The organism is Neisseria zalophi (genome assembly GCF_008807015.1).
GTDB classification, from domain to species: domain Bacteria; phylum Pseudomonadota; class Gammaproteobacteria; order Burkholderiales; family Neisseriaceae; genus Neisseria; species Neisseria zalophi.
Genome location: NZ_CP031700.1, coordinates 1,114,485 through 1,135,453 on the forward strand (window position 1 = coordinate 1,114,485; position 20,969 = coordinate 1,135,453).

At 44.7% G+C, this 20,969-nt stretch carries 17 protein-coding genes; 12 read left to right on the forward strand and 5 right to left on the reverse strand.

Going from position 1 to position 20,969, the window contains the following annotated elements:
• Positions 1-309: 309 nt before the first annotated feature.
• From D0T92_RS05095 to D0T92_RS05135, 9 genes are all read left to right on the forward strand, one after another.
• Complete coding sequence (locus tag D0T92_RS05095) at positions 310-2,097, forward strand: 2-isopropylmalate synthase (protein WP_151050841.1); 1,788 nt, start codon at positions 310-312, stop codon at positions 2,095-2,097.
• 142 nt (positions 2,098-2,239) lie between these two features.
• Positions 2,240-2,992, forward strand: coding sequence for a 5'/3'-nucleotidase SurE (gene surE, locus D0T92_RS05100; protein ID WP_151050843.1), 753 nt, complete (start codon positions 2,240-2,242; stop codon positions 2,990-2,992).
• Positions 2,992-3,651, forward strand: a complete 660-nt coding sequence (locus tag D0T92_RS05105) for a protein-L-isoaspartate(D-aspartate) O-methyltransferase (protein ID WP_151050845.1) — start codon at positions 2,992-2,994, stop codon at positions 3,649-3,651. Before surE ends, D0T92_RS05105 begins: the two co-directional genes overlap by 1 nt.
• An 82-nt stretch (positions 3,652-3,733) precedes the next feature.
• A complete protein-coding gene (locus D0T92_RS05110) occupies positions 3,734-4,645 on the forward strand; it encodes a peptidoglycan DD-metalloendopeptidase family protein (RefSeq protein WP_151050847.1) in 912 nt (303 codons plus the stop codon).
• Positions 4,646-4,966: 321 nt separating this feature from the next.
• Positions 4,967-6,745 carry a Na/Pi cotransporter family protein gene (locus D0T92_RS05115; RefSeq protein ID WP_151050849.1) on the forward strand — a complete coding sequence of 593 codons (1,779 nt, stop codon included), beginning with the start codon at positions 4,967-4,969 and terminating at the stop codon, positions 6,743-6,745.
• A 74-nt stretch (positions 6,746-6,819) separates the two neighbouring features.
• Positions 6,820-8,175 carry a tRNA lysidine(34) synthetase TilS gene (gene tilS / locus D0T92_RS05120; RefSeq protein WP_225315146.1) on the forward strand — a complete coding sequence of 452 codons (1,356 nt, stop codon included), beginning with the start codon at positions 6,820-6,822 and terminating at the stop codon, positions 8,173-8,175.
• Between the two features lie 80 nt (positions 8,176-8,255).
• Positions 8,256-8,855, forward strand: a complete 600-nt coding sequence (gene rpoE, locus D0T92_RS05125; RefSeq protein WP_151050850.1) for an RNA polymerase sigma factor RpoE — start codon at positions 8,256-8,258, stop codon at positions 8,853-8,855.
• A 4-nt stretch (positions 8,856-8,859) separates the two neighbouring features.
• A complete protein-coding gene (locus D0T92_RS05130) occupies positions 8,860-9,465 on the forward strand; it encodes a sigma-E factor negative regulatory protein (protein WP_151050852.1) in 606 nt (201 codons plus the stop codon).
• Positions 9,466-10,171: 706 nt separating this feature from the next.
• A complete protein-coding gene (locus tag D0T92_RS05135) occupies positions 10,172-12,328 on the forward strand; it encodes a TonB-dependent receptor (protein WP_151050854.1) in 2,157 nt (718 codons plus the stop codon).
• Here D0T92_RS05135 and D0T92_RS05140 read toward each other — a convergent pair.
• Positions 12,325-12,522 (reverse strand): hypothetical protein, encoded by a 198-nt coding sequence (locus D0T92_RS05140; protein ID WP_151050856.1) that lies wholly within the window; start codon positions 12,520-12,522, stop codon positions 12,325-12,327. The two genes, D0T92_RS05135 and D0T92_RS05140, sit on opposite strands and share 4 nt — an antisense overlap.
• Position 12,523: 1 nt before the next feature.
• Here D0T92_RS05140 and D0T92_RS05145 point away from each other — a divergent pair, with 1 nt between their 5' ends.
• The gene (locus tag D0T92_RS05145) at positions 12,524-13,204 is read left to right on the forward strand and encodes a Fe2+-dependent dioxygenase (RefSeq protein ID WP_151050858.1); all 681 of its coding nucleotides are present in this window, start codon (positions 12,524-12,526) and stop codon (positions 13,202-13,204) included.
• Between the two features lie 227 nt (positions 13,205-13,431).
• Here the strand turns inward: D0T92_RS05145 and hemB are convergent, their stop codons facing one another.
• The 4 genes from hemB to tsaE all read right to left on the reverse strand — a co-directional run bounded on the left by hemB (position 13,432) and on the right by tsaE (position 17,387).
• Positions 13,432-14,445, reverse strand: a complete 1,014-nt coding sequence (hemB, locus tag D0T92_RS05150) for a porphobilinogen synthase (RefSeq protein ID WP_151050860.1) — start codon at positions 14,443-14,445, stop codon at positions 13,432-13,434.
• A 188-nt stretch (positions 14,446-14,633) separates the two neighbouring features.
• A complete protein-coding gene (locus tag D0T92_RS05155; protein ID WP_191963672.1) occupies positions 14,634-15,569 on the reverse strand; it encodes a TraB/GumN family protein in 936 nt (311 codons plus the stop codon).
• A gap of 70 nt (positions 15,570-15,639) precedes the next feature.
• Positions 15,640-16,929, reverse strand: coding sequence for an N-acetylmuramoyl-L-alanine amidase (locus D0T92_RS05160; protein ID WP_151050864.1), 1,290 nt, complete (start codon positions 16,927-16,929; stop codon positions 15,640-15,642).
• Positions 16,917-17,387: a tRNA (adenosine(37)-N6)-threonylcarbamoyltransferase complex ATPase subunit type 1 TsaE gene (tsaE, locus tag D0T92_RS05165; protein WP_151050866.1), complete on the reverse strand. Its 471-nt coding sequence runs from the start codon at positions 17,385-17,387 to the stop codon at positions 16,917-16,919. Before tsaE ends, D0T92_RS05160 begins: the two co-directional genes overlap by 13 nt.
• A gap of 235 nt (positions 17,388-17,622) precedes the next feature.
• Here tsaE and murI point away from each other — a divergent pair, with 235 nt between their 5' ends.
• Positions 17,623-18,432: a glutamate racemase gene (murI, locus tag D0T92_RS05170; RefSeq protein ID WP_151052985.1), complete on the forward strand. Its 810-nt coding sequence runs from the start codon at positions 17,623-17,625 to the stop codon at positions 18,430-18,432.
• 459 nt (positions 18,433-18,891) lie between these two features.
• Complete coding sequence (locus tag D0T92_RS05175; protein ID WP_151050868.1) at positions 18,892-20,964, forward strand: carbon starvation CstA family protein; 2,073 nt, start codon at positions 18,892-18,894, stop codon at positions 20,962-20,964.
• The last annotated feature ends 5 nt before the right edge of the window (positions 20,965-20,969 follow it).

Sequence of the window (20,969 nt, forward strand, 5' to 3'; positions counted from 1 at the left end):
TAAAATGATAGGAGGCCGTCTGAAAACCTATTTATCGGTTTATAAAATAGATAAATAGGTTTTCAGACGGCCTTGTTATTGAATACATTATTTTCTTTAATTTTCAATCGGATGGTTTGATTTTATTCCGTTTCTCTTTGGCCTTTATCGGCTATTCTCATGATTTATTTTAGACAAAATGTATATATTTTTACTTTATAAATAACCTATATTCAATTTTTTTAATAATTTATTGCCATTTTGTCTGATTTGAGTATAATTGGCAGCATCTTTACCACTGCTTTAATAAAAATTAGACAAAGGTTTGACATGCAATTAGACATTGATCGTTTGATCGCCTATTTCGGCGGTGTGAACGCCTTAGCCGAAGCCCTTAAAGAACACGACCCCGAAAATGCCGCCAGTACGGCAGCGATTTATAAGTGGCGTACCCGTGGTTCTCTGCCGTTGGCGCAGTTGCAAAAACTAACTGCGTTGGCCGAATCACAAGGCCGTCCGTTGGATTTAAATGCTTTTCTACAACAACAAAATACCCTGGAGAAACAAACCATGCCCCAAAATAACCGCGTTATTATTTTCGATACCACCCTGCGTGATGGCGAGCAGTCGCCCGGTGCTGCTATGACCAAAGAAGAAAAAATCCGTGTTGCCCGCCAGTTGGAAAAATTGGGCGTGGATGTGATTGAAGCGGGCTTTGCCGCGGCCAGCCCGGGTGATTTTGAAGCTGTGAATGAAATTGCAAAAACACTGACCCGCGCCACCGTTTGCTCATTGGCGCGCGCTATTGAGCGTGATATCCGTGCGGCCGGTGAAGCAGTGAAACCGGCTAAAAACCGCCGTATCCACACCTTTATCGCCACCAGCCCTATTCACATGGAACACAAGCTGAAAATGAAGCCCAAACAGGTGATTGAAGCGGCGGTTAAGGCAGTAAAAATCGCGAAAGAATATACCGATGATGTCGAATTCTCCTGCGAAGATGCGTTGCGTTCTGAAATTGATTTTCTAGCGGAAGTGTGTGGCGCCGTTATTGCAGCAGGTGCCACTACGATTAATATTCCCGATACCGTCGGCTATTCGATTCCGCACCGTACCGAAGCCTTTTTCAGTGAATTGATTGCTAAAACACCGGGCGGAGACAAAGTGGTTTGGTCGGCACACTGCCATAACGACTTGGGCTTGGCTGTTGCCAATTCGTTGGCTGCCTTGCGCGGCGGTGCGCGACAGGTGGAGTGTACCGTAAACGGTCTGGGGGAGCGTGCCGGTAATGCCTCGATTGAAGAAATCGTGATGGCTTTGAAAGTACGCCATGATGTATTCGGTTTCGAAACCGGTATCGACCCTACCCAAATTGTGTCGGCATCCAAATTGGTTTCCACCATTACCGGTTATCCGGTGCAGCCGAACAAGGCCATTGTCGGCGCCAATGCGTTTGCCCATGAATCAGGTATTCACCAAGACGGCGTATTGAAACACCGTGAAACTTATGAAATTATGTCGGCCGAGTCTGTCGGCTGGGCGGCTAACCGTCTAACTTTGGGCAAACTTTCCGGCCGCAATGCCTTTAAAACCAAACTGGCCGATCTCGGCATTGATTTAGGCAGCGAAGAAGCGCTGAATGCCGCTTTTGCTCGCTTTAAAGAGTTAGCAGACAAAAAGCGTGAAATTTTCGATGAAGATCTGCATGCTTTGGTATCGGATGAAATGGTTCATTTGTCGCACGACCATTACAAATTTGTTTCCCAAAAAATTACCACCGAAACCGGCGAACAGCCGGCTGCCGAAGTGGTGTTTACCGCCAACGGTTCGGAACATCGGGCTATTGCAACCGGTTCCGGCCCTGTTGATGCTATTTTCAAAGCAATTGAAAGCGTGGCGAAAAGCGGTGCGGTTTTGCAGCTTTATTCGGTGAATGCGGTTACGGAAGGAACCGAAAGCCAAGGTGAAACTTCAGTACGCTTGGCACGCGGCAGCCGTATTGTAAACGGGCAGGGGGCGGATACCGATGTATTGGCCGCAACCGCTAAGGCTTATTTGTCGGCTTTGAGTAAATTGGAGTTTGGCGGTGAAAGAATGAAAGCCCAAGGCGATATATAATTGCGATTAATTTCACTGTAATAGCGGTTTATGTTGGCACAGGCCGTCTGAAAATTGTTCAGACGGCCTGAATATCTTGATTGGCAAAATAGACACTTCAGGCCGCTATCGGTAAAATCCATGCCATCTGAAAAGGGAAAGCATGAATATTCTGATTTGTAACGACGATGGTTATCTGGCACCCGGCATTGCCGTGTTGGCGCGGGTGGCCGGTGAATTTGCCAATGTGCGGGTTGTCGCCCCCGAGCGCGACCGTAGCGGCGTCAGCAATTCGCTGACCTTAGACCGCCCGCTGCAATTGAAAGAAGCCGACAACGGTTTTTACTATGTAAACGGTACGCCCACAGACTGTATTCATCTGGCTTTGCATGCTTTACCTGATTTTAAACCCGATTTAGTGCTTTCAGGGATTAACAACGGCGCCAATATGGGCGATGATACGCTCTATTCGGGTACGGTTGCGGCCGCAACGGAAGCCTATCTGCTCGGTATTCCCGCCATTGCGTTTTCGCTCAACGATTTTAGCGGGCGTTATTGGGAAACGGCCGAAAAAGCAGCGTGGATGCTGTTGGCGCATCTGTTGAAAAATCCTCCGAATCATCCTGTTTTGTGGAATATCAATATTCCTGCCGTTGCCCCTGAAGATATTCAGGGCTGCCGGATTACCCGTTTGGGTCGCCGCCATCATGTTCAAAGTATCGTGCCCGCCCGTAATCCGCGTGGCGAGTCGGTATATTGGATAGGCCCGGTCGGCGATATTTCCGACCGTGAAGGCGGTACCGATTTTGCCGAAAGCGAAGCGGGGTATATTACGGTAACACCGTTGCAGATTGATTTGACCGATTATGGCAATATGGCTCATGTGGCCGGATTTTGGCAGGAGGTCGCGCCGTAATGCATGGGAATTGGACAGGCTTTGAAAACCGCCGCCGCCGTATGATTGAGCGCTTGGCACGGATGGGTATCGGAGATTATGTTTTACAGGCGATGAGCCGTGTGCCGCGCCATCTTTTTGTCGAAGAAGCGCTCCAATCCCGTGCCTATGATGAAATGTCGCTGCCGCTCGGATTGGGGCAGACCATATCCCAACCCTATACCGTTGCGAAAATGACGGAACTATTATTGGGTAATGCCCCACAAAATATGCGGCGGGTACTGGAAATCGGTACGGGTTGCGGTTATCAGACCGCTGTTTTGTTGGCACTCGAATTGCCGGAAATTTATTCGGTAGAACGTTTGCGCCCGCTGCACGAACGTGCCAAACACCATCTGCGCTCGGCAGGCTTATTGGCCAAAGCGCGCACAGTATGCGGCGACGGCTATTTGGGTTTGCCGGAAGTGGCACCTTTCGATGGCATTTTGGTAACGGCGGCGCCGGCAGAAATACCGATTGCACTCTTGCAACAGCTCGCTATCGGCGGCAGAATGGTGTTGCCGCTGGATGAAGGCGGCATACAATATTTGTGGTTGATTGAAAAAACACCACAGGGGTATCGCGAAACCTGCGTACAGGAAGCCAACTTCGTACCGTTGGTCAGCGGTATGGATACTTAAATTCCTAAAGACTTGAGAATGCGATATATTTTGATTATGATATATCGCGATTGAAACTTCAAACCAAACAGAAGGTAATAATATGTTGAAAAACACCGCATTCCGCACCAGCTCGGCTGCACTTGTTTTCATGCTGGGCGCATGCTCATGGTTACAGCAGCCTGCCGCACCCGTTGTGGCGGGAACCGCCGGTTCGTCTGCTCCGACAACCGCGCCGACAAGCCAAACCAATCCTTACGGTGCTGCACCTTACGAACCGAATGCGGCCGGTAACGCCGCTTCATCAAACGTTTACACCCCGCCCGCCTCTGCTTCAACCTCTTCTTCGGGCGGTGCTTATATTCCGTCTAATGCACCGGTGGATATCAATGCGGAAACCCATACGGTTGTGCGCGGTGATACGGTTTACAATATTGCCAAACGCTACAATATCCAACAAGACGATCTGCGCCAATGGAATAATTTAGCCGATAACACCATCGGTGTCGGTCAAGTTCTGCGTGTGAAGCCGACGGGCTATACCGCTCCGGCAGCGACGGCATCTAATAATACGTCTGCGCCCACTCCGGCTCCGACAGCCAGCGGCCCCGCTACTACGCCGACCGTATCCACCGGCAGCGTGCGTACCGTTTCAGGGATTGCTTGGCAGCGTCCGACTGCGGGTAATATTATTTCTTCGTTCGGCGGTAGCAATAAAGGCGTAGATATCGGCGGTACTGCCGGTCAGGCTGTGGTTGCAGCGGCGAACGGTAAAGTAGTTTATGCCGGATCAGGCTTACGCGGCTATGGTAACTTAGTGATTGTTCAGCATAACGACACGTTCCTGACTGCTTACGGACACAACCAAAATATATTGGTGAAACAAGGTCAAACCGTTAAACGCGGCCAAACCATTGCCCGTATGGGTAGTAGTGATGCCGACCGCACTAAATTGCATTTCGAAGTGCGTGAAAAAGGTAAACCGGTTAATCCGACCCGATTTGTTGCATTCTAATAACTATTCGGTTATTTAAATGTAAATCAGGCCGTCTGAATATTTTTTCAGGCGGCCTGATTTATAGCTACCAATCAGAATAAGTAATATAAAACTCAACAGTAGTTTTTTTGTATTGGTAGATATGGATTTGTATATAGTGTATGTTCTATTCAGGCAGTTTCAGACGGCCTGCAATACAATATAATAAAAAATCGTACACTTACTTTTTAACGTTGTGGATGAGTATAGAACCGTTGCCAATCATGATTGTTTGGATTGTTCATGAAGTGTTTGCGGAAAAGATAAGAAAAACATAAGAAGGTTGTTTTCGGGGCGGATATGAATAAAAACATGATAAAACCCATTCTGATGATCGGTATCGCCGCTGTATTGGGATATAGTTTCTGGTATAGCGGATCATGGTTGAAGCTGTGTTACGGTTTGGCATTATTTCTATTCGGTATGCAATGTATCGAAGAAGGTTTGCGTAATGCTGCCGGCGGTACGCTGGAACGGATGATGGCCAAAAGCACATCAACTCCTGCAAAAGGGTTGTTTTTCGGCTTGGGGGCAACGTTTATTTTGCAATCCAGTACGCTGGTGTCATTGTTAACCATTGCTTTTTTAAGTACCGGACTGATTACCCTTGCCGGTGGTATTGCGGTTATTTTAGGTACCAATCTGGGTGCAACCAGCGGTATTTGGTTGTTGGCTCTGGCCGGGCAGAGTATCAGCCTGAGCCCGATTGCCGTGCCTATGCTGGTGTTTGGCATTTTGGTGGGCTTTACCGGCAGTAAAACCAAAGCAATTGGTAGGGTTTTGGTTGGTATTGCTTTGATTTTTATCGGTATCGATGCAATTAAAGACGGTTTTCAAGCTTTGGGCGGGCAGTTTGATTTTACATCCGTTCATGCGGGTGGGGTCACCGAAATAGCGATTTTCGCTATTATCGGTTTATTACTGACAATTGTTTTGCAATCTTCTCATGCTACATTGATTTTAACCTTGGCGGCATTGTCCGCCGGACAGATTACCGTGCTACAAGGCTTTGCTATTGCGGTTGGCTCGAATGTGGGCAGTAGTATATCGACTGCTTTTGTGGGCATGTTGGGGAGTGACCGAGGTGGTAAGCGTTTGGCATTGGCGCATTTATTGTTTAATGTGGTGACTGCGGCACTGTCTTTTTTATTTTGGCTACCGCTTACCAAGTTGGTAACATGGCTGGCATCGGTGACCGGTATGGGTAGTTTGTTGCAGTTGGCATTATTCCATACATTATTCAACGGTTTGGGATTATTGGTATTCTGGCGGTTGCAAGATCGCCTTGCGGTTTCGTTATTGAAATGGCTGCCGGAAAAAGCTGAAGCAGGACAGTTGTTGCCCGAAGGCCATAAACCGGTACGGTCGCTTTACCTGAGTAATAATATGTTGCGTGCGGGTGATACGGCGCTGAGGGCGGTGTTTAAAGAAGTTGGTCACTTGAATGCAGTGAGTTTGGAAGTGATTTGCCACACTCTATTTATTCCTGTCGATGAACTGTATCAAACTCAAGAAGATGATAAAGAGCTGCCGCCGCCGGCATTACCTTTGCAATTGGATGCCCAAGCCTATTATGAAAGTCAGCTAAAGCCGCTATACAGTGATATCCTAGATTTCACGAGTAAAATCGATATTGATGGCGAAGTACTACAGAAAAAATTGGCTACTGCCCACATGGCGGCTTTTCAAATGATTGAGATTGTGAAAGAAAGCAAACACCTGCAAAAAAATATGCAGCTTTATTTGGCAAAACCGGATTCTCCCATGTTTCAAGATTATATGCGTTTGCGCCGCCATCTTTTTAAAACCTTGTTGTTGTTCCGTAAAATGACCGTATCGGGTTTGACGGAAGAGGAAAGAAACCAACAAAGCGAAGCGTTTGCCAATCATGTTGATTCATTAGAAACTTTTCGTGGGCGTGCATTGGTGAAGTTGCGTAGTAAACAAATCAGCGGATGGGAGGCTTCTTCGCTGATGAATGATATTAATTATGCCCGTCGGATTGGTTGGGGTTTGCAGGAAATTGTCCATACGGAAGGCTTGGAGTTTTCAGTAGAACAACAGCCCGAAGCAGCCTAAAAAGAATAGGGCGGATGCAGAGGCCGTCTGAAAAGTGTTTCAGACGGCCTTTCTTATGAGTATGTTTTAACGATATGAAAAATAAAATGAATAAAGGCACGTCATCGGAATACCTGCCGGACGATATTCGTCGGAATTGGCCGGATTGGGTTGCGGGTGCACGGATTGAGATAGGGTTGAGCGGCGGCTTGGATTCGGTGGTTTTGCTGCACCTGCTGGCTGCTTTGCGGGGAGAGTTTGATTTTACTTTGCAAGCAGTGCATGTGCATCACGGTTTAAATGAAAAAGCAGATGAATGGGTGTTTTTTTGTACGGCGTTATGCAGCCGTTTGTCGGTGCCGTTGCGGGTAGAATATGTGGATATTGATCGGCAGAGTCAATTGGGTATTGAGGCAGCTGCCCGTAAAGCGCGTTATCGGATATTTTCAGACGGCCTTTGCGATATCGTAGCCTTAGCACATCATCAGGATGATCAGGTGGAAACATTTATGTTGGCTGCGTTGCGTGGTGGCGGTTTGAGGGCATTGGCTGCTATGCCTGAAACACGGCCGTTAACACCTAAAATCACCATTTGGCGGCCTTTGCTGCATTATTCGCGCGAACAGTTGGAAGGTTATGCCAATAAGCACGGATTGGATTATATGGAAGATTCAAGCAATCAAGATTCCGCATTTTTACGCAATTGGTTGCGTCATCAAGGATTGCCGGTATGGCGGAAACGTTTGCCGCATCTGGATAAACATATTATCGGTAGTGTGCGGGCGTTGCAGGATGAGCTGGCTTTATTAGACGAAGTTGTACAGCAAGATTTTGAGATGATTTGTGAAGGTGGTTTTTTTGACCTGACACGTTGGAAGCACTTGAGTGTACCGCGGCGGCGGCAGCAACTTTTGCATTATAGTAAACTAAATGGCTTGGGTGTGCCGACGCCGGCAGGATTGGCCGATTTTACTAGAGTGTTGGAAACCAAGCGATCGGTATCGGCAGAATGGCCGTTGCCGAAGGGTAAAATTTATGCTTATCGAGACCGTTTGTTTGCATTGGAAAATGGTTGGGATAAAGCTTGTTTGTGGTTGGATAAAAGCGAAAACCAAAGTGGTCAACTGAAAAATCTTTTAAAAAAAAATAATTTTACCCTTGAGCGGTATTCGTTAGGTATAAGTGAAGAAGTGTTAAATAATGAGTGTATTATTCGAGCGGTAAGTACCGAAGATGTTATTGAAACGGCCGTTGGTCATAAAAATGTTTGGAAAGTTTTACAAGAACACAAGGTTCCGACTTTTATGAGAAAACATTGGCCGGTGGTTATCAACACCCAAAACCAGTGTATAGCTATTGCCAATATTATGGTAAGCGTTCATTATGCCAGTTTAAATGGATTTATTCCGTATTTTGATAAATTTAATCGGTTTGTTTTGGAACCAAAGTAAGGGTGAAGTGTCAGACTACTATCTGCACGCTTTACCTTTTCTGTGTTTGTAATCTGGTTAATGAGAAATAAAGGTTGATTATGAATGATCGTAAGATCGATCAGGCACTGGTAGAGCGGGCGCAAAAAGGTGAACACAGAGCATTCGAACTCTTGGTATCCAAGTATCAGCGCCGTTTGATTAGGCTGCTGTCCCGGTTTATTAAAGATGAGCATGAAGTTAATGATGTCGCACAAGAAGCTTTGATAAAAGCCTATCGCGCATTACCAAACTTTCGAGGAGAAAGTGCATTTTATACTTGGCTTTATCGAATCGGTATTAATACTGCGAAGAATTTTTTAGCAACATCCGGCAAACGGCCTTTTGTAAGTGCAGATGTTGCCAATGATGAAGGGGATATTCTCGATTTAGCAGATCAGCTTGCGGATGATCATACGCCGGAAGCAGAAATGATGAATCGGGAAATACTAGAAACGGTGGAGGCTGCTATAGCCAAACTACCGGAAGACTTACGGAAAGCCATTTCTCTTAGGGAAATAGAAGGCTTGTCTTACGAGGAAATTGCTCAGATTATGGACTGTCCTATCGGTACCGTACGCTCGCGAATTTTTAGAGCACGCGAGGTAATCGCCAAAGATTTACGGCCGTTGTTGGATACGTCTGAAAACCAAAGGTGGTAATAAAATGAACCAAAACAAAGACTTTGAATTTGTCTCTGCCGCCATGGACGATGATGATTTATCAGACGAAATGCTTGATAAATTGTTGTCCGACAGTGAAGCACAGAAAAAATGGCATGAATATCATGTTATCCGAGACTATATGCGATATGCGAAATCAGTTTCTGATGCCGGTGTGAACACAAACGACATGGCAACTGAAAAAAATATAGTGGTTAACGATATTGATAATGACAAATCACAACACATACACAAACCTGAAATCATCGAAAATAAAGCAGCTGCAAATCAGGCATTTTACGGATTTGCTGTTGCAGCCAGTGTTTTGGCAGTAGCTGTCGGATTGTGGCAATTCTGGCCGCATAGCCATACTGGTGGGGCCTCGTCAGTTGTACAAAAAAATATGCCTGCAGATAATGTCGAGGAGGGTATTGTGCCTGTGGGTAGCCAAACCGACTCGGTTCAAACAGATCCGGTGGCTAATGCTGAAGCGCAAGGTGCAGTTGTTCCAAATGCGGCACGTGAAAATCAAACCAATACTATAGAGAAACATTCTGCTGTCAGAGTGGAAAAAATACTTGGGCAGAATGCATCAGATAATGTTCAGTAGTCTGTTATAGATAGCAGTTGTTTGCTTTGATAGTTGAATAAGCATCAATAGTAAACAAATAAATTGGTTTGGTAACTAAATAATTGGCAGAACCCTTTGTAAAAAATCCCTTAAATTCTTTATTTAAGATATTTAAGGGATTTTTTTATGCCTATTTTTTAGTAAACAGTACAGCTATTTAAAATATCCATCATTTTCTCTTATTTATTAAAATGGAAGTGGATTGTTGATTGGCTTATTGATTAGAGTGAGTGTCTAATAAAAGTTTTAATTATTAAACACCTTCCTTGTTTATTGGGAATTACCCGTTGTTTATTGAAATCATCAAAATTCTTACATACTTTCAAAAAAATTTTCATTAACTTATTTATATTAAACTAGCGTTGAATATAAATTTATCTAGCCAATAAATTATTCAAAATATATAGATGGTATCCAAAATTATAGAGTGCCGATGTAATGTAAAGAAATAATTAAAATAATCATTTGGTTGAAAAAATATTTTTTATGGTAGTCATTGACTACTTTTTTTATCTTTCTTAAAATGATAAAGATTTTCATTTTTATTTAAGTTTTATTATGATAATAATAATTCAAATAATAACAATGATAATCATAATTATTAAATTAATTTTCTATTGATTTTTTATTCTATATGTTGTTGTCAATGTATTTTTTACCCCTTACACATCAGGAGCTTATCTCTATGAAGAAGAAAAATAATGCAATATTGACCAGCACTCGAAAAAGCTCTATGGCTTTAGGTGTCGGCTTGCTGGCAGCTGCCATGAATCCAGCCTTAGCAGCAGACTCTACAACAGAACTTGATACGGTTGATGTACGCAGCAACAGACCCATCCGCAGCGGTTATAAAGCACCGGATACTACTATCGGCAAACGCTTGCAAGATATACAAAATATTCCGCAAAGTGCAACAGTTATCAATCGTCAGGTCATGAAAGACCAGGCAACTTCCGATCTGAAAGATGCATTAAAAAATGCAGGTATTACCTTCCAAGCGGGTGAGGGCGGTCAAAAAGAAGTACCGATTATCCGCGGCTTTTATGCCGGCGGTGATGTGTACGAAGACGGTATCCGCGGTTCTTCTACCGAATTCAATAGTGATACATTCAACACTGACCATATCGAAGTACTCAAAGGCAGTGCCGGTATCTTATTCGGTCGTGGTGCTGCAGGAGGTGTAATTAATCAAGCAAGCAAAATGCCTTATTTAGGTACAGGTGGTGATATTGCTGTCGGCTTTGGTAACCGCAAATATAAACGTATTACAGGTGACTTCAATCATGCGTTTAATGACAACGTAGCCGTTCGTTTGAATGTGATGGGTGAAGATAAAGACTCTTTCCGTAAACCTGCCGATGCTAAAAAATTCGGTATTGCGCCTGCTATTTCTATCGGTTTAGGTGGCAATACCCAGCTTGATTTAAGCTATAAATACACTAAAGATGACAACTTCCCTGATTTAGGTGTCACTTACCGAAGCACTGGGCCGACAACTGCCGTCGCCGATGATCGTTACTTTGATAAAAATATTGGTTATCCCGGTATTGATTTCGAGAAAAGCCGTAACCACGTGGCGACAGCTAAATTAACACACAAATTTAGCGAGAATGCCAATATCGACAATACGTTGCGCTACAATAAAACAAAATATGATTATTTAGCATTGGCTCCGCGTTTGAATGCTGATGGAAGCGAAGTACGCCGTAATTTCGGGGACTACAAAAATGTTAGATATGATGCCGACACATGGAGCAACCTGACGAATTTTAACTATAAATTTGATACGGGTGGCATTAAACATGACTTGTTAACCACTCTTGAATTGGTTCAAGAAAAACGTGATAGTTACAGACCCAGCACTACTTTTTCTATCAATGGTACCCCCGCATCACGTAATGACGGCCTACCTTATAATATCGCCACAGGCACTTTTGCACCGGGTAATGTGACTTATGTACGTGATCCGTTATCTGCAACTGTCGTCAAAACCAATACCGTTGGTGTTGGCTTAAACGATATTATCGAGCTAACGCCGACTGTGAAAGCCATTGCCGGTGTACGCTATAACCATATCAAAACGAAAAGTCAGACACCTAATGCTGCGCAAGTTTCCCGTTCAGACGGCCTATGGACTTATACCGGCAGTTTGATCTGGGATTACCAACCCGGTCATAATGTTTACGCTACTTATGCCACATCTGCCACACCGGTTACTTTCCGTGTCACAGGTGCCGCTGCCACTTTAGATGCATCCCAACTGGTTGCCGCTCCGGAAAAAACCCGTACAGTGGAAGTTGGTACCAAAAACTCTTTCTTTGATGATACGCTGACTGTAAATGCAGCGCTGTTCCATACCCGTAAAACCCAACAATATGTTCGTAATGATGGCTTTATTGATGAAGTGAAAGTCTATGGCTTGGATACTGAAGTGGCCGGCCGTATTACCGACCGCCTCAATTTGATCGGTAATGTTGTACTGAGCAACGGTAAAATGAAGGCAAATGATCCATCAACATCCCAATTGAACGGTCATTTCCCAGAAGCAGCCGCTAAAGTAACCGCCAATGCATGGGCAAACTATCGTGTAACCAATGAGATCAATGCTGGTTTGGGTGTACGCTATGTTGGCAAACGTTACACTTATGGGTCGAATTTATTGCAAAAACTGCCTGCTTATACTGTGGTTGATGCGATGGCCAGCTACGAAAACCGAAATTACCGCGCACAGTTAAATGTCAATAATCTGTTTGATAAAAAATACTTCTCATCAGGTTTGCGTCCGCATGTATTCACCGGTGACCGCCGCACTATCTTGGCTACATTCGGTTATAAATTCTAAGCATCAGGTATAACCTTATGAAAACCGGTTCGGCATAAGTTTGGCGGTATCGAACCGGTTTGTTTCATCAGGAATAGGCCGTCTGAAAACAACCGGATAACGGCAACTTTTTCAGACGGCCTAAAATAAACAAAACACTCTTTCAAGCGAAATCTTTTAAACAATTGGCAACCCAAACCAGTAAGGAATACCATTATGTTGCTGCATATTGAAAACGTATTGACTGCCGAAGAATTGGCATACGCACAAAACCTGTTGGCAGATGCTCCGTGGAGCGATGGCAAAATCACCGCCGGCAAACAATCCGGACAGGTGAAGAACAACCTGCAACTGCCTCAAACCAGTGAGATTGGAATGGCTATGGCCGAACTGGTGAAAAGCGCTGTATTACGCAATGCCGAATTTTTTGCTGCAGCACTGCCCCATACGGTTTTCCCGCCCTTAGTGAATTGTTACCGTGAAGGCCAAAATTTTGGCAACCATATTGATAATGCTATCCGCCAAGACCCTTATACCCAACGATGGGTTCGGACCGATGTTTCCAGCACTCTGTTTCTCAATGATCCCGATGAATACGATGGCGGAGAGTTGGTGATTGAAGACAATTACGGCAGCCACAGCGTCAAACTGGCTGCCGGCGATATGATTGTTTATCCTGCCACCAGCCTGCACTATGTCACTCCGGTAACACGGGGGCAACGCGTTGCCAGCTTTTTTTGGACACAATCTATGATTGCCAGTGATGAAAAACGCACGATGTTGTTCGATATGGATCGCGCCATTACTTCGATACGTGCCCAATACGGCGAAACCGATGAATCAGTATTATTGACCGGGGTGTATCACAACCTGCTCAGACAATGGGCTGATATGTAACAAAATAGCTAACTATTTAAAAACCGATACGATTGGCTGAGATCTTTGTAAAATTTGCTTAAATTTCCTATCAAGATATTTAGGACATTTCTCATGAATATCTTTCAGTCATCCGTATTAATCATGATTACCAAACATAATTTGCTATGTTAAAAGTAGATTTACAAAAATAATTAGGCCGTCTGAAAGGTTTCGGACGGCCTAATTATTTTGCTGATTGTATGATGCTAGAACCGACCGGATGCGTGCAATTGTTTGGCGGCTTCAATGGCATAATAGGTCAGGATACCATCGGCACCGGCTCGCTTAAATGCCAGCAGGCTTTCTAAAATCACTTTATTGCCGTCTAACCAGCCGTTTTGAATGGCTGCTTGGAGCATGGCGTATTCACCCGATACCTGATAAGCGTAGGTCGGTACGCCGAATTCGTCTTTTACACGTCGGATAACATCCAGATAGGGTAATCCCGGCTTCACCATCACCATATCCGCGCCTTCCTGAATATCCATCGCCACTTCTTGAAGTGCTTCGTTGGTATTGGCCGGATCCATTTGATAGTTATATTTGTCGGCTTTGCCTAAATTGGCGGCACTGCCGACGGCATCGCGAAACGGGCCGTAAAATGCGGAAGCATATTTGGCGGAGTAGGCCATAATTCGGGTATGGATGTGGCCATTATTTTCTAAAGCTTGGCGGATGGCACCGATGCGGCCGTCCATCATATCGGAAGGGGCGATGACCTGTGCGCCTGCTTCGGCATGGCATAGCGCTTGTTTGACCAGCACTTCCACGGTTTCATCATTTAATACATAACCGTCGGCATCGGTTAATCCGTCTTGGCCGTGAATGGTGTAGGGGTCGAGCGCGACATCGGTCATAATCCCCAATTTGGGAAAGGTTTCCCGCAGTTTTCTAACCACATTCGGTATCAGCCCATCCGGATTGTAGGCTTCTTCTGCCTTTTCGGTTTTGTTTTGTGTGATAACGGGGAAAAGTGCCAACATGGGAATACCGAGTTTTAAGGCTTCTTCGGCCGTGTTTAGAAGTTTGTCCAGACTTTGCCGTTTGACACCGGGCATAGAGTGAACGGCCTCTTCGGCATTGCTGCCTTCCAAAACAAAAACCGGATAAATCAGGTCGTTGGTGGTGAGGGTATGCTCGCGCATCAGCCGGCGTGAAAAATCGTCTTTACGCATACGGCGCATACGGGAATGGGGCATGGAACGATGGGGGAATTTCATGATAAGCACCTGTTTGGTTTTAAACTTTTATCATTATACGTTTTTTATCTTTGGGATATAAGTGGGCAGGGGTGTGGCAGATAAGATGAGCCGGTATGGCGGCCGTCTGAAATAGCGGCATAACCGTTATCGGTTTTTTCAGACGGCCTGAAGTTTATCTTCAAATCATTTCGCTTGGGAAAAACGGCTTATTGTGTTGCTGAAATCAGAATCGGTTCGACCTGGTAGCCGCGCAGGCGCAATTGTTGAATCAGGCCTTGTTCGCCGAATAAGTGGCCTGAACCGACGGCAACCAAAGAGGGGGCTGCGGGTAATAAATCATCCAGTTTTTTCAACCATTGCTGATTTCGCTCGTTTAATAATTGTTCATGGAGGAAATATTTCCAAACGGCGTAATCTTGCGGTGGGAGAAATTTCAATAGTTCTTGGTCGTCGTTGATTTTCATCCATATTTTTGTGGCTTGTTGCTGCTCATATAAGCTGACCAGCATTTCTTGTTCTTTATCGGCATGGTTTTGATGGGTGATCATCATATCCAAACTGCGCATGAGAACATCATCCGGAATATTGCTCAGATAATAGATAGGTTCCATGCGTTCGAGGGAAAGAATGGTTTTGTTACGTTCTTTCGCTTGCTGAATCAGTAAGTTGTCTATGCCGTAATGAAAAGAATAGCCTTTGGGTGAATACAGGGTTTGTAGGGTAATCCAAAGCATCCAGGGGCGGATGTGGCTGTCGCCGTTGATGTGAAACGGCGGTTCGTTTTGCCGTGTCATCTCGGCGATGGCGTCCATTCTCTTTTTACCTAGTGTTTCATTAAGGGTTTGTTGGCTGTATGCCAATAATTGAAGCCGTTGGGCATCATCGCTATATTGGGGTTGTAATAAATCGTCGGGGTTGGATTCGATAATGAGTTGCCGGCTTTTTTTCAAAGCTTCGAGATAGGGCGGCGGCAGTGTGCTGTTGATTTTGCCGATATGCAGTGTACCGAGCAGATAGGTATCCGGCTGCCCTTGTTTGGTGGCTTTCCAAAGAAATGTTTCGGCGTCCGGTTTGTCTTGTGCAATTCCGACGGCACTGAAAACAATGAAAAGAATAAAGGTAAAGAGTGTTCTAAATATCATTATGTATCTGCCATCAGACTTAAAAAGCCCTGAGTACATCAGGGCTGGTTGGATTGAGGCCGTCTGAAAGTTATCTGCGTGCCAATACGGCATTGTTGAGATAGCTTTTCACACCGTTGGCAATGGCTTGCGCACTTTTTTGTCGGAAAGACGAACTGGCCAGTAGACGTGCTTCGGTCGGATTGGAAAGAAATGCGGTTTCAACCAAAATAGAAGGAATATCGGGAGCACGTAATACGGCAAAATTGGCTTGGTCGACATGGCCTTTATGGAGTTTGTTTAATTTGCCTAATTCCGATAATACATTTTTCCCAAGCGACATACTGTCTTTAATAGTAACAGTTTGGGTCATATCCAAAATAGCATTATCAATACTGCGGTTACCTACTTTTTTTACACCGCCGACCAAATCGGCATTATTTTGTGTTTGTGCCAGAAATTTTGCCGCAGAGCTGGTGGCGCCACGGGTACTGAGGGCATAAACACCGGTTCCGCGCGCACTTGGGCTGGTAAAAGAATCGGCATGAATGGAAACAAATACATCAGCTTTCAATTGTCGTGCTTTGGCAACGCGTACACCTAATGGAATAAATACATCTTCATTGCGGGTCATATAGGTTTTATAACCAAGCGCTTCCAAACGTTTCTTCGTTTCGCGTGCAATGGAAAGTACCACATCTTTTTCACGAAGACCGCCTTTGCTGATAGCCCCGGGATCTTCACCGCCATGTCCGGGATCCAATACAATAATTGGGCGGCGATTACGGTGATTGGGCGTACTTGGCGGCGGTGTATTGACAATGGCCGGATTGCGGTTGCGAACCGGCGGTGTCGAACCGGTACCGTCGTTTTGGATTTTTCCTTGTGAATAATCGTTGAGCAGAGCCATGAGTGGATCATTAGCTTCTGCTGCCAGTGCGGAAGCGGCTGACGGGTACAAATCAACAACTAAACGGTTGCGGAAATTAGCAATCGGGGCAAGAGCAAATACCTGTGGATTGGCAGCTTGTTTTAAATCAATAACTACCCGTACAGTAGTAGCTGTATTCTGTCCGACCCGGATATTTCTGATATAAGGATCGTTGCTGCGTACTTTAGAAGACATGCTCTGAAGCACATTGTTGAGTGATGCGCCTTCAATATCAATCACCAAACGTGATGGGTTGTCTAAAGTGAAATGATTGTATTTCAAAGCCTTCGAGGATTCTAAAGTAATACGGGTATAAGCGCTGGCCGGCCAAATACGCACGGCAACAAACTGGGGCGGTGCCGCTTTGGCAAACGCCGCTATCGGGGTTAAAGTAAACAATAAGCCTGCGGAGGCTTGGCGGACAATTTGGCGACGTGTTAATTTAACCATATTTCTAAACTTTTCTGGCCTTGTTCGGTATGTGCAAAGATTGTGCATTGGCGGCCTGTGCCTTCATTAGATAATGTAATGGTAAGGTCGGCAGATGGAACAAAAGTTCCACCTTGTTGCGGCCACTCAATCAACGAAATACTGTTAGCGGTAAACATATCATCCAAGCCGGCATCTTCCCATTCCTCAGGTGTGGTGAAACGGTAGAGGTCAAAATGATTTAGGGATACAGCATTTGGCAAAGGATAGGTTTCGACTATGTTGTAAGTAGGGCTTTTCACCGCGCCATCATAACCCATACCGCGTAGCAAGCCGCGGACAAAAGTCGTTTTGCCTGCGCCTAAGTTACCTTGCAGATAAACGACTAAAGGCGGTTTAATACTTTTGCTCCAGTCAGCCCCCAATTGTAGGGTAGCATTTTCATCAGGCAGTAATCGGGTAATCGGTGCGGTTTGCATGGTTTATACGCGCTTGGTTCGGATATGTTAAGTCCGTATTATGCTGGAATTCAAGAGGCTTGGAAACCTTATTGCTTGAGAAATCAGGTTAAAATAATCGGATTTTGGCTTTTACACTATATGATAATGCATTCGTTTGTGTTGAAACAGTGTACAATTATCAGTTCTATTAAAGAATAATATTAGGCCGTCTGAAAGGTTTTCAGACGGCCTGAACAGTTAATTAAAATATATGATGAAAGATAATAAACAACGCCCTATCGGGGTTTTCGATTCAGGTATCGGCGGCCTGACCAATGTACGTGCATTAATGGAACGTTTGCCGATGGAAAATATTGTGTATTTCGGCGATACCGCCAGGGTACCTTATGGTGTGAAATCCCGTGCAACCATTGAAACATTTACGGCACAAATTGTTGAATTTCTGCTTCAGCATGAAGTAAAAGCCTTGGTTGTAGCGTGTAATACGATTGCGGCTGTGGCCGTGAATAAGGTTCGTGCTATGGCGGGCAATATGCCGGTATTAGATGTGATTACCGCAGGTGCCGAAGCGGCATGGCAAACCACCCGTAATGGCCGTATCGGTATTATGGCCACCAGTACAACGGTGAACAGTAATGCTTATGCGCGTGCGATACACAGCCGTAATCCGGCTGCAAGAGTACAGTCTCAGGCTTGCCCGTTGTTGGTGCCTCTGGTTGAAGAGGGTTGGCTGGATCATGAAGTGACCCGTTTAACTGCACGTGAATATTTACGTCCGTTGCTGGCTGAAGATATTGATACGTTGGTGTTAGGATGTACTCATTACCCACTATTGAAGCCTTTGCTTAAAGAGGAAGCACCGGGTATTTCATTGGTGGATTCCGCTATCACCACCGCGGAGGCAACTGCTCAATCCCTTATGGCAGCCGGGTTGCTGAATACCGATAATCCGTCGGCAGATTACCGCTTTTATGTGAGCGATATTCCTTTGCGTTTCCGAACCATTGGCGAGCGTTTTTTAGGGCGTAGTATGGATCAGATTGAAATGGTTTCATTGGGGTGAAAAAACAGATAAATTAAATATTTGATTAATATAATATTGTTTGATAGGCCGTCTGAGGAATTTCAGACGGCTTTTTTGTTAAAAATATTTGATTTTTTTATCATTTTTTATTCTGGCAGTGTTGCTTTTCCAATATAATATTAATGAGTTTTTACCAATAATTTTTTATGTTTCACAAAGGTATTTGACTTTTCTCAATGCTATTTGAATTTAAGGTGCTTGGCAGATACTCTTGCAGGCATAACTGTGCTAATCTTCAACATGATTGCTTATGTCGCATCATATATAATTTACATAGGTATTTTGGTATGTAATCTTTATATTTTGCTTTCATACTGTCAGGTTGTTTTAAATTTAAATATCTACTGTTTAGAAAAATTAAATGTCTTTTACTTGCTTATACTCTCAGGAGTAACTTAATCAGTCTTTTTCTATTTTTAATAATCTTACGAGGTCTCTATGAAACAGTTAAAAACGTTTCTGATATGGGGCATTGTGGTATTGGTTGGATTAGCATCATTTACCACGCTTGCCATGAGCCGCGGTGAACAGATAAGTGCAGTATGGATGGTTGTTGCCGCCGTTGCTGTTTACTGTATCGCTTACCGCTTTTATAGCTTGTATATTGCCAAACAGGTTATGGAGTTGGATCCCAATCGTCTGACACCGGCTGAGCGCCATAACGACGGCTTGGACTATGTACCGACCAGCAAAGGTGTTTTGTTTGGTCACCATTTCGCTGCAATTGCAGGTGCCGGCCCGTTGGTCGGCCCAGTATTGGCTGCACAAATGGGTTATCTGCCCGGCACGCTATGGATTATTTTCGGTGTGGTATTTGCCGGTGCCGTTCAAGATATGATGGTTTTGTTTGTTTCCATGCGCCGTGACGGTAAATCACTTGGCGATATTGTGAAACAAGAGCTCGGTACAACCGCCGGTTTGATTGCCTCTATCGGTATTTTGATGATTATGGTCATCATTATGGCTGTATTGGCGCTGATTGTGGTTAAAGCTTTGGTACACAGCCCATGGGGTACGTTCACCATTGCCGCCACAATGCCTATTGCCTTGTTTATGGGTATCTATACGCGCTATATCCGTCCGGGCAAAATCGGCGAGATTTCCATTGTCGGCTTTATCTTATTGATGTTGGCGGTTATCTATGGCGAAGATGTTGCTCATAGTTCCTTCGGCCATTTCTTTGACTTAGACGGTGTTCAATTGACATGGGCCATTATGATTTACGGCTTTGTGGCTTCTGTTTTGCCCGTATGGTTATTGCTTACACCGCGCGACTATCTGTCTACCTTCTTAAAAATTGGTACTATTATGGCGTTGGCAATCGGTATTTTGATTGTGAGCCCGTCTTTGCAAATGCCTGCCGTAACCAAATTTATTGATGGTACCGGCCCGGTTTTCTCCGGTGCATTATTCCCGTTCTTATTTATTACCATTGCCTGTGGTGCAGTTTCAGGTTTCCATGCGCTGATTTCTTCCGGTACGACGCCAAAAATGTTGGAAAACGAAACCCATGTACGCATGATCGGTTATGGCGGTATGTTGATGGAAAGCTTTGTGGCTATTATGGCTTTGGCTGCTGCTACTTCGCTTGAACCAGGTGTTTATTTTGCTATGAACAGCCCTGCTGCTTTAATTGGTACAGATGCCACACAAGCTGCGCAAGTGATTACCAACCAACTTGGTTTCCCCGTAACTGCCGATACATTGCTGCATACGGCCAAAGAGGTGGGCGAGAATACTATTCTTTCTAGAGCAGGTGGTGCGCCAACTTTAGCTGTCGGTATGGCACATATTATGAGCCAATTGATTCCGGGTGAAGCCATGATGGCATTCTGGTATCACTTCGCGCTCTTATTTGAAGCATTGTTTATTCTGACTGCCGTTGATGCGGGTACCCGTGTTTCCCGTTTTATGATTCAAGATCTAGGCGGTATTTTCTATAAGCCTTTCAGCAATACAGATTCTATACCTGCTAACTTGATTGCAACTTTCTTAGCGGTAGCGTTCTGGGGTTATTTCCTGTATACCGGTGTAACAGACCCTCTTGGCGGCATTAACTCTCTGTGGCCATTATTCGGTATCGCCAACCAAATGTTGGCGGGAGTCGCATTAATTATGTGTTCGGTTGTATTAGTGAAGATGAAGCGCGAACGGTATATATGGGTTCCTTTGGTTCCTGCTGTTCTAGTATTGTTTGTCACTTGTTATGCAGGGTTGCAAAAATTATTCCATGATGATCCAAGAATCAGCTTCTTGGCACATGCTGCCAAATTCAATGATGCGGCAAATCGAGGTGAAGTTTTAGCACCTGCTAAAGATCTGGAGCAAATGGGTCGTATTGCATTCAATGACTATGTGAACTCCAGCTTAACTGTACTCTTCCTTTCTGTAGTTGTGATCGTAGCAATATATGGCTTGAAAATGGCACTAAGTGCGCGTAAAGTAGGTTGGCCTACAGCTAAAGAAGTACCGCCTGTTTACCGCAACGAGGTTCAACAAAATGAGTCGTAATAGAT

Excerpts from the sequence above, each read along its gene's own strand:
- tilS (WP_225315146.1), top strand. The coding sequence starts at position 6,820 with ATGAAAAATAAAATGAATAAAGGCACGTCATCGGAATACCTGCCGGAC.
- D0T92_RS05160 (WP_151050864.1), bottom strand. The coding sequence starts at position 16,929 with ATGGTTAAATTAACACGTCGCCAAATTGTCCGCCAAGCCTCCGCAGGC.
- D0T92_RS05175 (WP_151050868.1), top strand. The coding sequence starts at position 18,892 with ATGAAACAGTTAAAAACGTTTCTGATATGGGGCATTGTGGTATTGGTT.
- D0T92_RS05110 (WP_151050847.1), top strand. The coding sequence starts at position 3,734 with ATGTTGAAAAACACCGCATTCCGCACCAGCTCGGCTGCACTTGTTTTC.
- D0T92_RS05145 (WP_151050858.1), top strand. The coding sequence starts at position 12,524 with ATGTTGCTGCATATTGAAAACGTATTGACTGCCGAAGAATTGGCATAC.
- D0T92_RS05095 (WP_151050841.1), top strand. The coding sequence starts at position 310 with ATGCAATTAGACATTGATCGTTTGATCGCCTATTTCGGCGGTGTGAAC.
- murI (WP_151052985.1), top strand. The coding sequence starts at position 17,623 with ATGAAAGATAATAAACAACGCCCTATCGGGGTTTTCGATTCAGGTATC.
- D0T92_RS05105 (WP_151050845.1), top strand. The coding sequence starts at position 2,992 with ATGCATGGGAATTGGACAGGCTTTGAAAACCGCCGCCGCCGTATGATT.
- tsaE (WP_151050866.1), bottom strand. The coding sequence starts at position 17,387 with ATGCAAACCGCACCGATTACCCGATTACTGCCTGATGAAAATGCTACC.
- surE (WP_151050843.1), top strand. The coding sequence starts at position 2,240 with ATGAATATTCTGATTTGTAACGACGATGGTTATCTGGCACCCGGCATT.
- hemB (WP_151050860.1), bottom strand. The coding sequence starts at position 14,445 with ATGAAATTCCCCCATCGTTCCATGCCCCATTCCCGTATGCGCCGTATG.
- D0T92_RS05130 (WP_151050852.1), top strand. The coding sequence starts at position 8,860 with ATGAACCAAAACAAAGACTTTGAATTTGTCTCTGCCGCCATGGACGAT.
- D0T92_RS05115 (WP_151050849.1), top strand. The coding sequence starts at position 4,967 with ATGAATAAAAACATGATAAAACCCATTCTGATGATCGGTATCGCCGCT.
- D0T92_RS05135 (WP_151050854.1), top strand. The coding sequence starts at position 10,172 with ATGAAGAAGAAAAATAATGCAATATTGACCAGCACTCGAAAAAGCTCT.
- rpoE (WP_151050850.1), top strand. The coding sequence starts at position 8,256 with ATGAATGATCGTAAGATCGATCAGGCACTGGTAGAGCGGGCGCAAAAA.
- D0T92_RS05140 (WP_151050856.1), bottom strand. The coding sequence starts at position 12,522 with ATGGTATTCCTTACTGGTTTGGGTTGCCAATTGTTTAAAAGATTTCGC.
- D0T92_RS05155 (WP_191963672.1), bottom strand. The coding sequence starts at position 15,569 with ATGATATTTAGAACACTCTTTACCTTTATTCTTTTCATTGTTTTCAGT.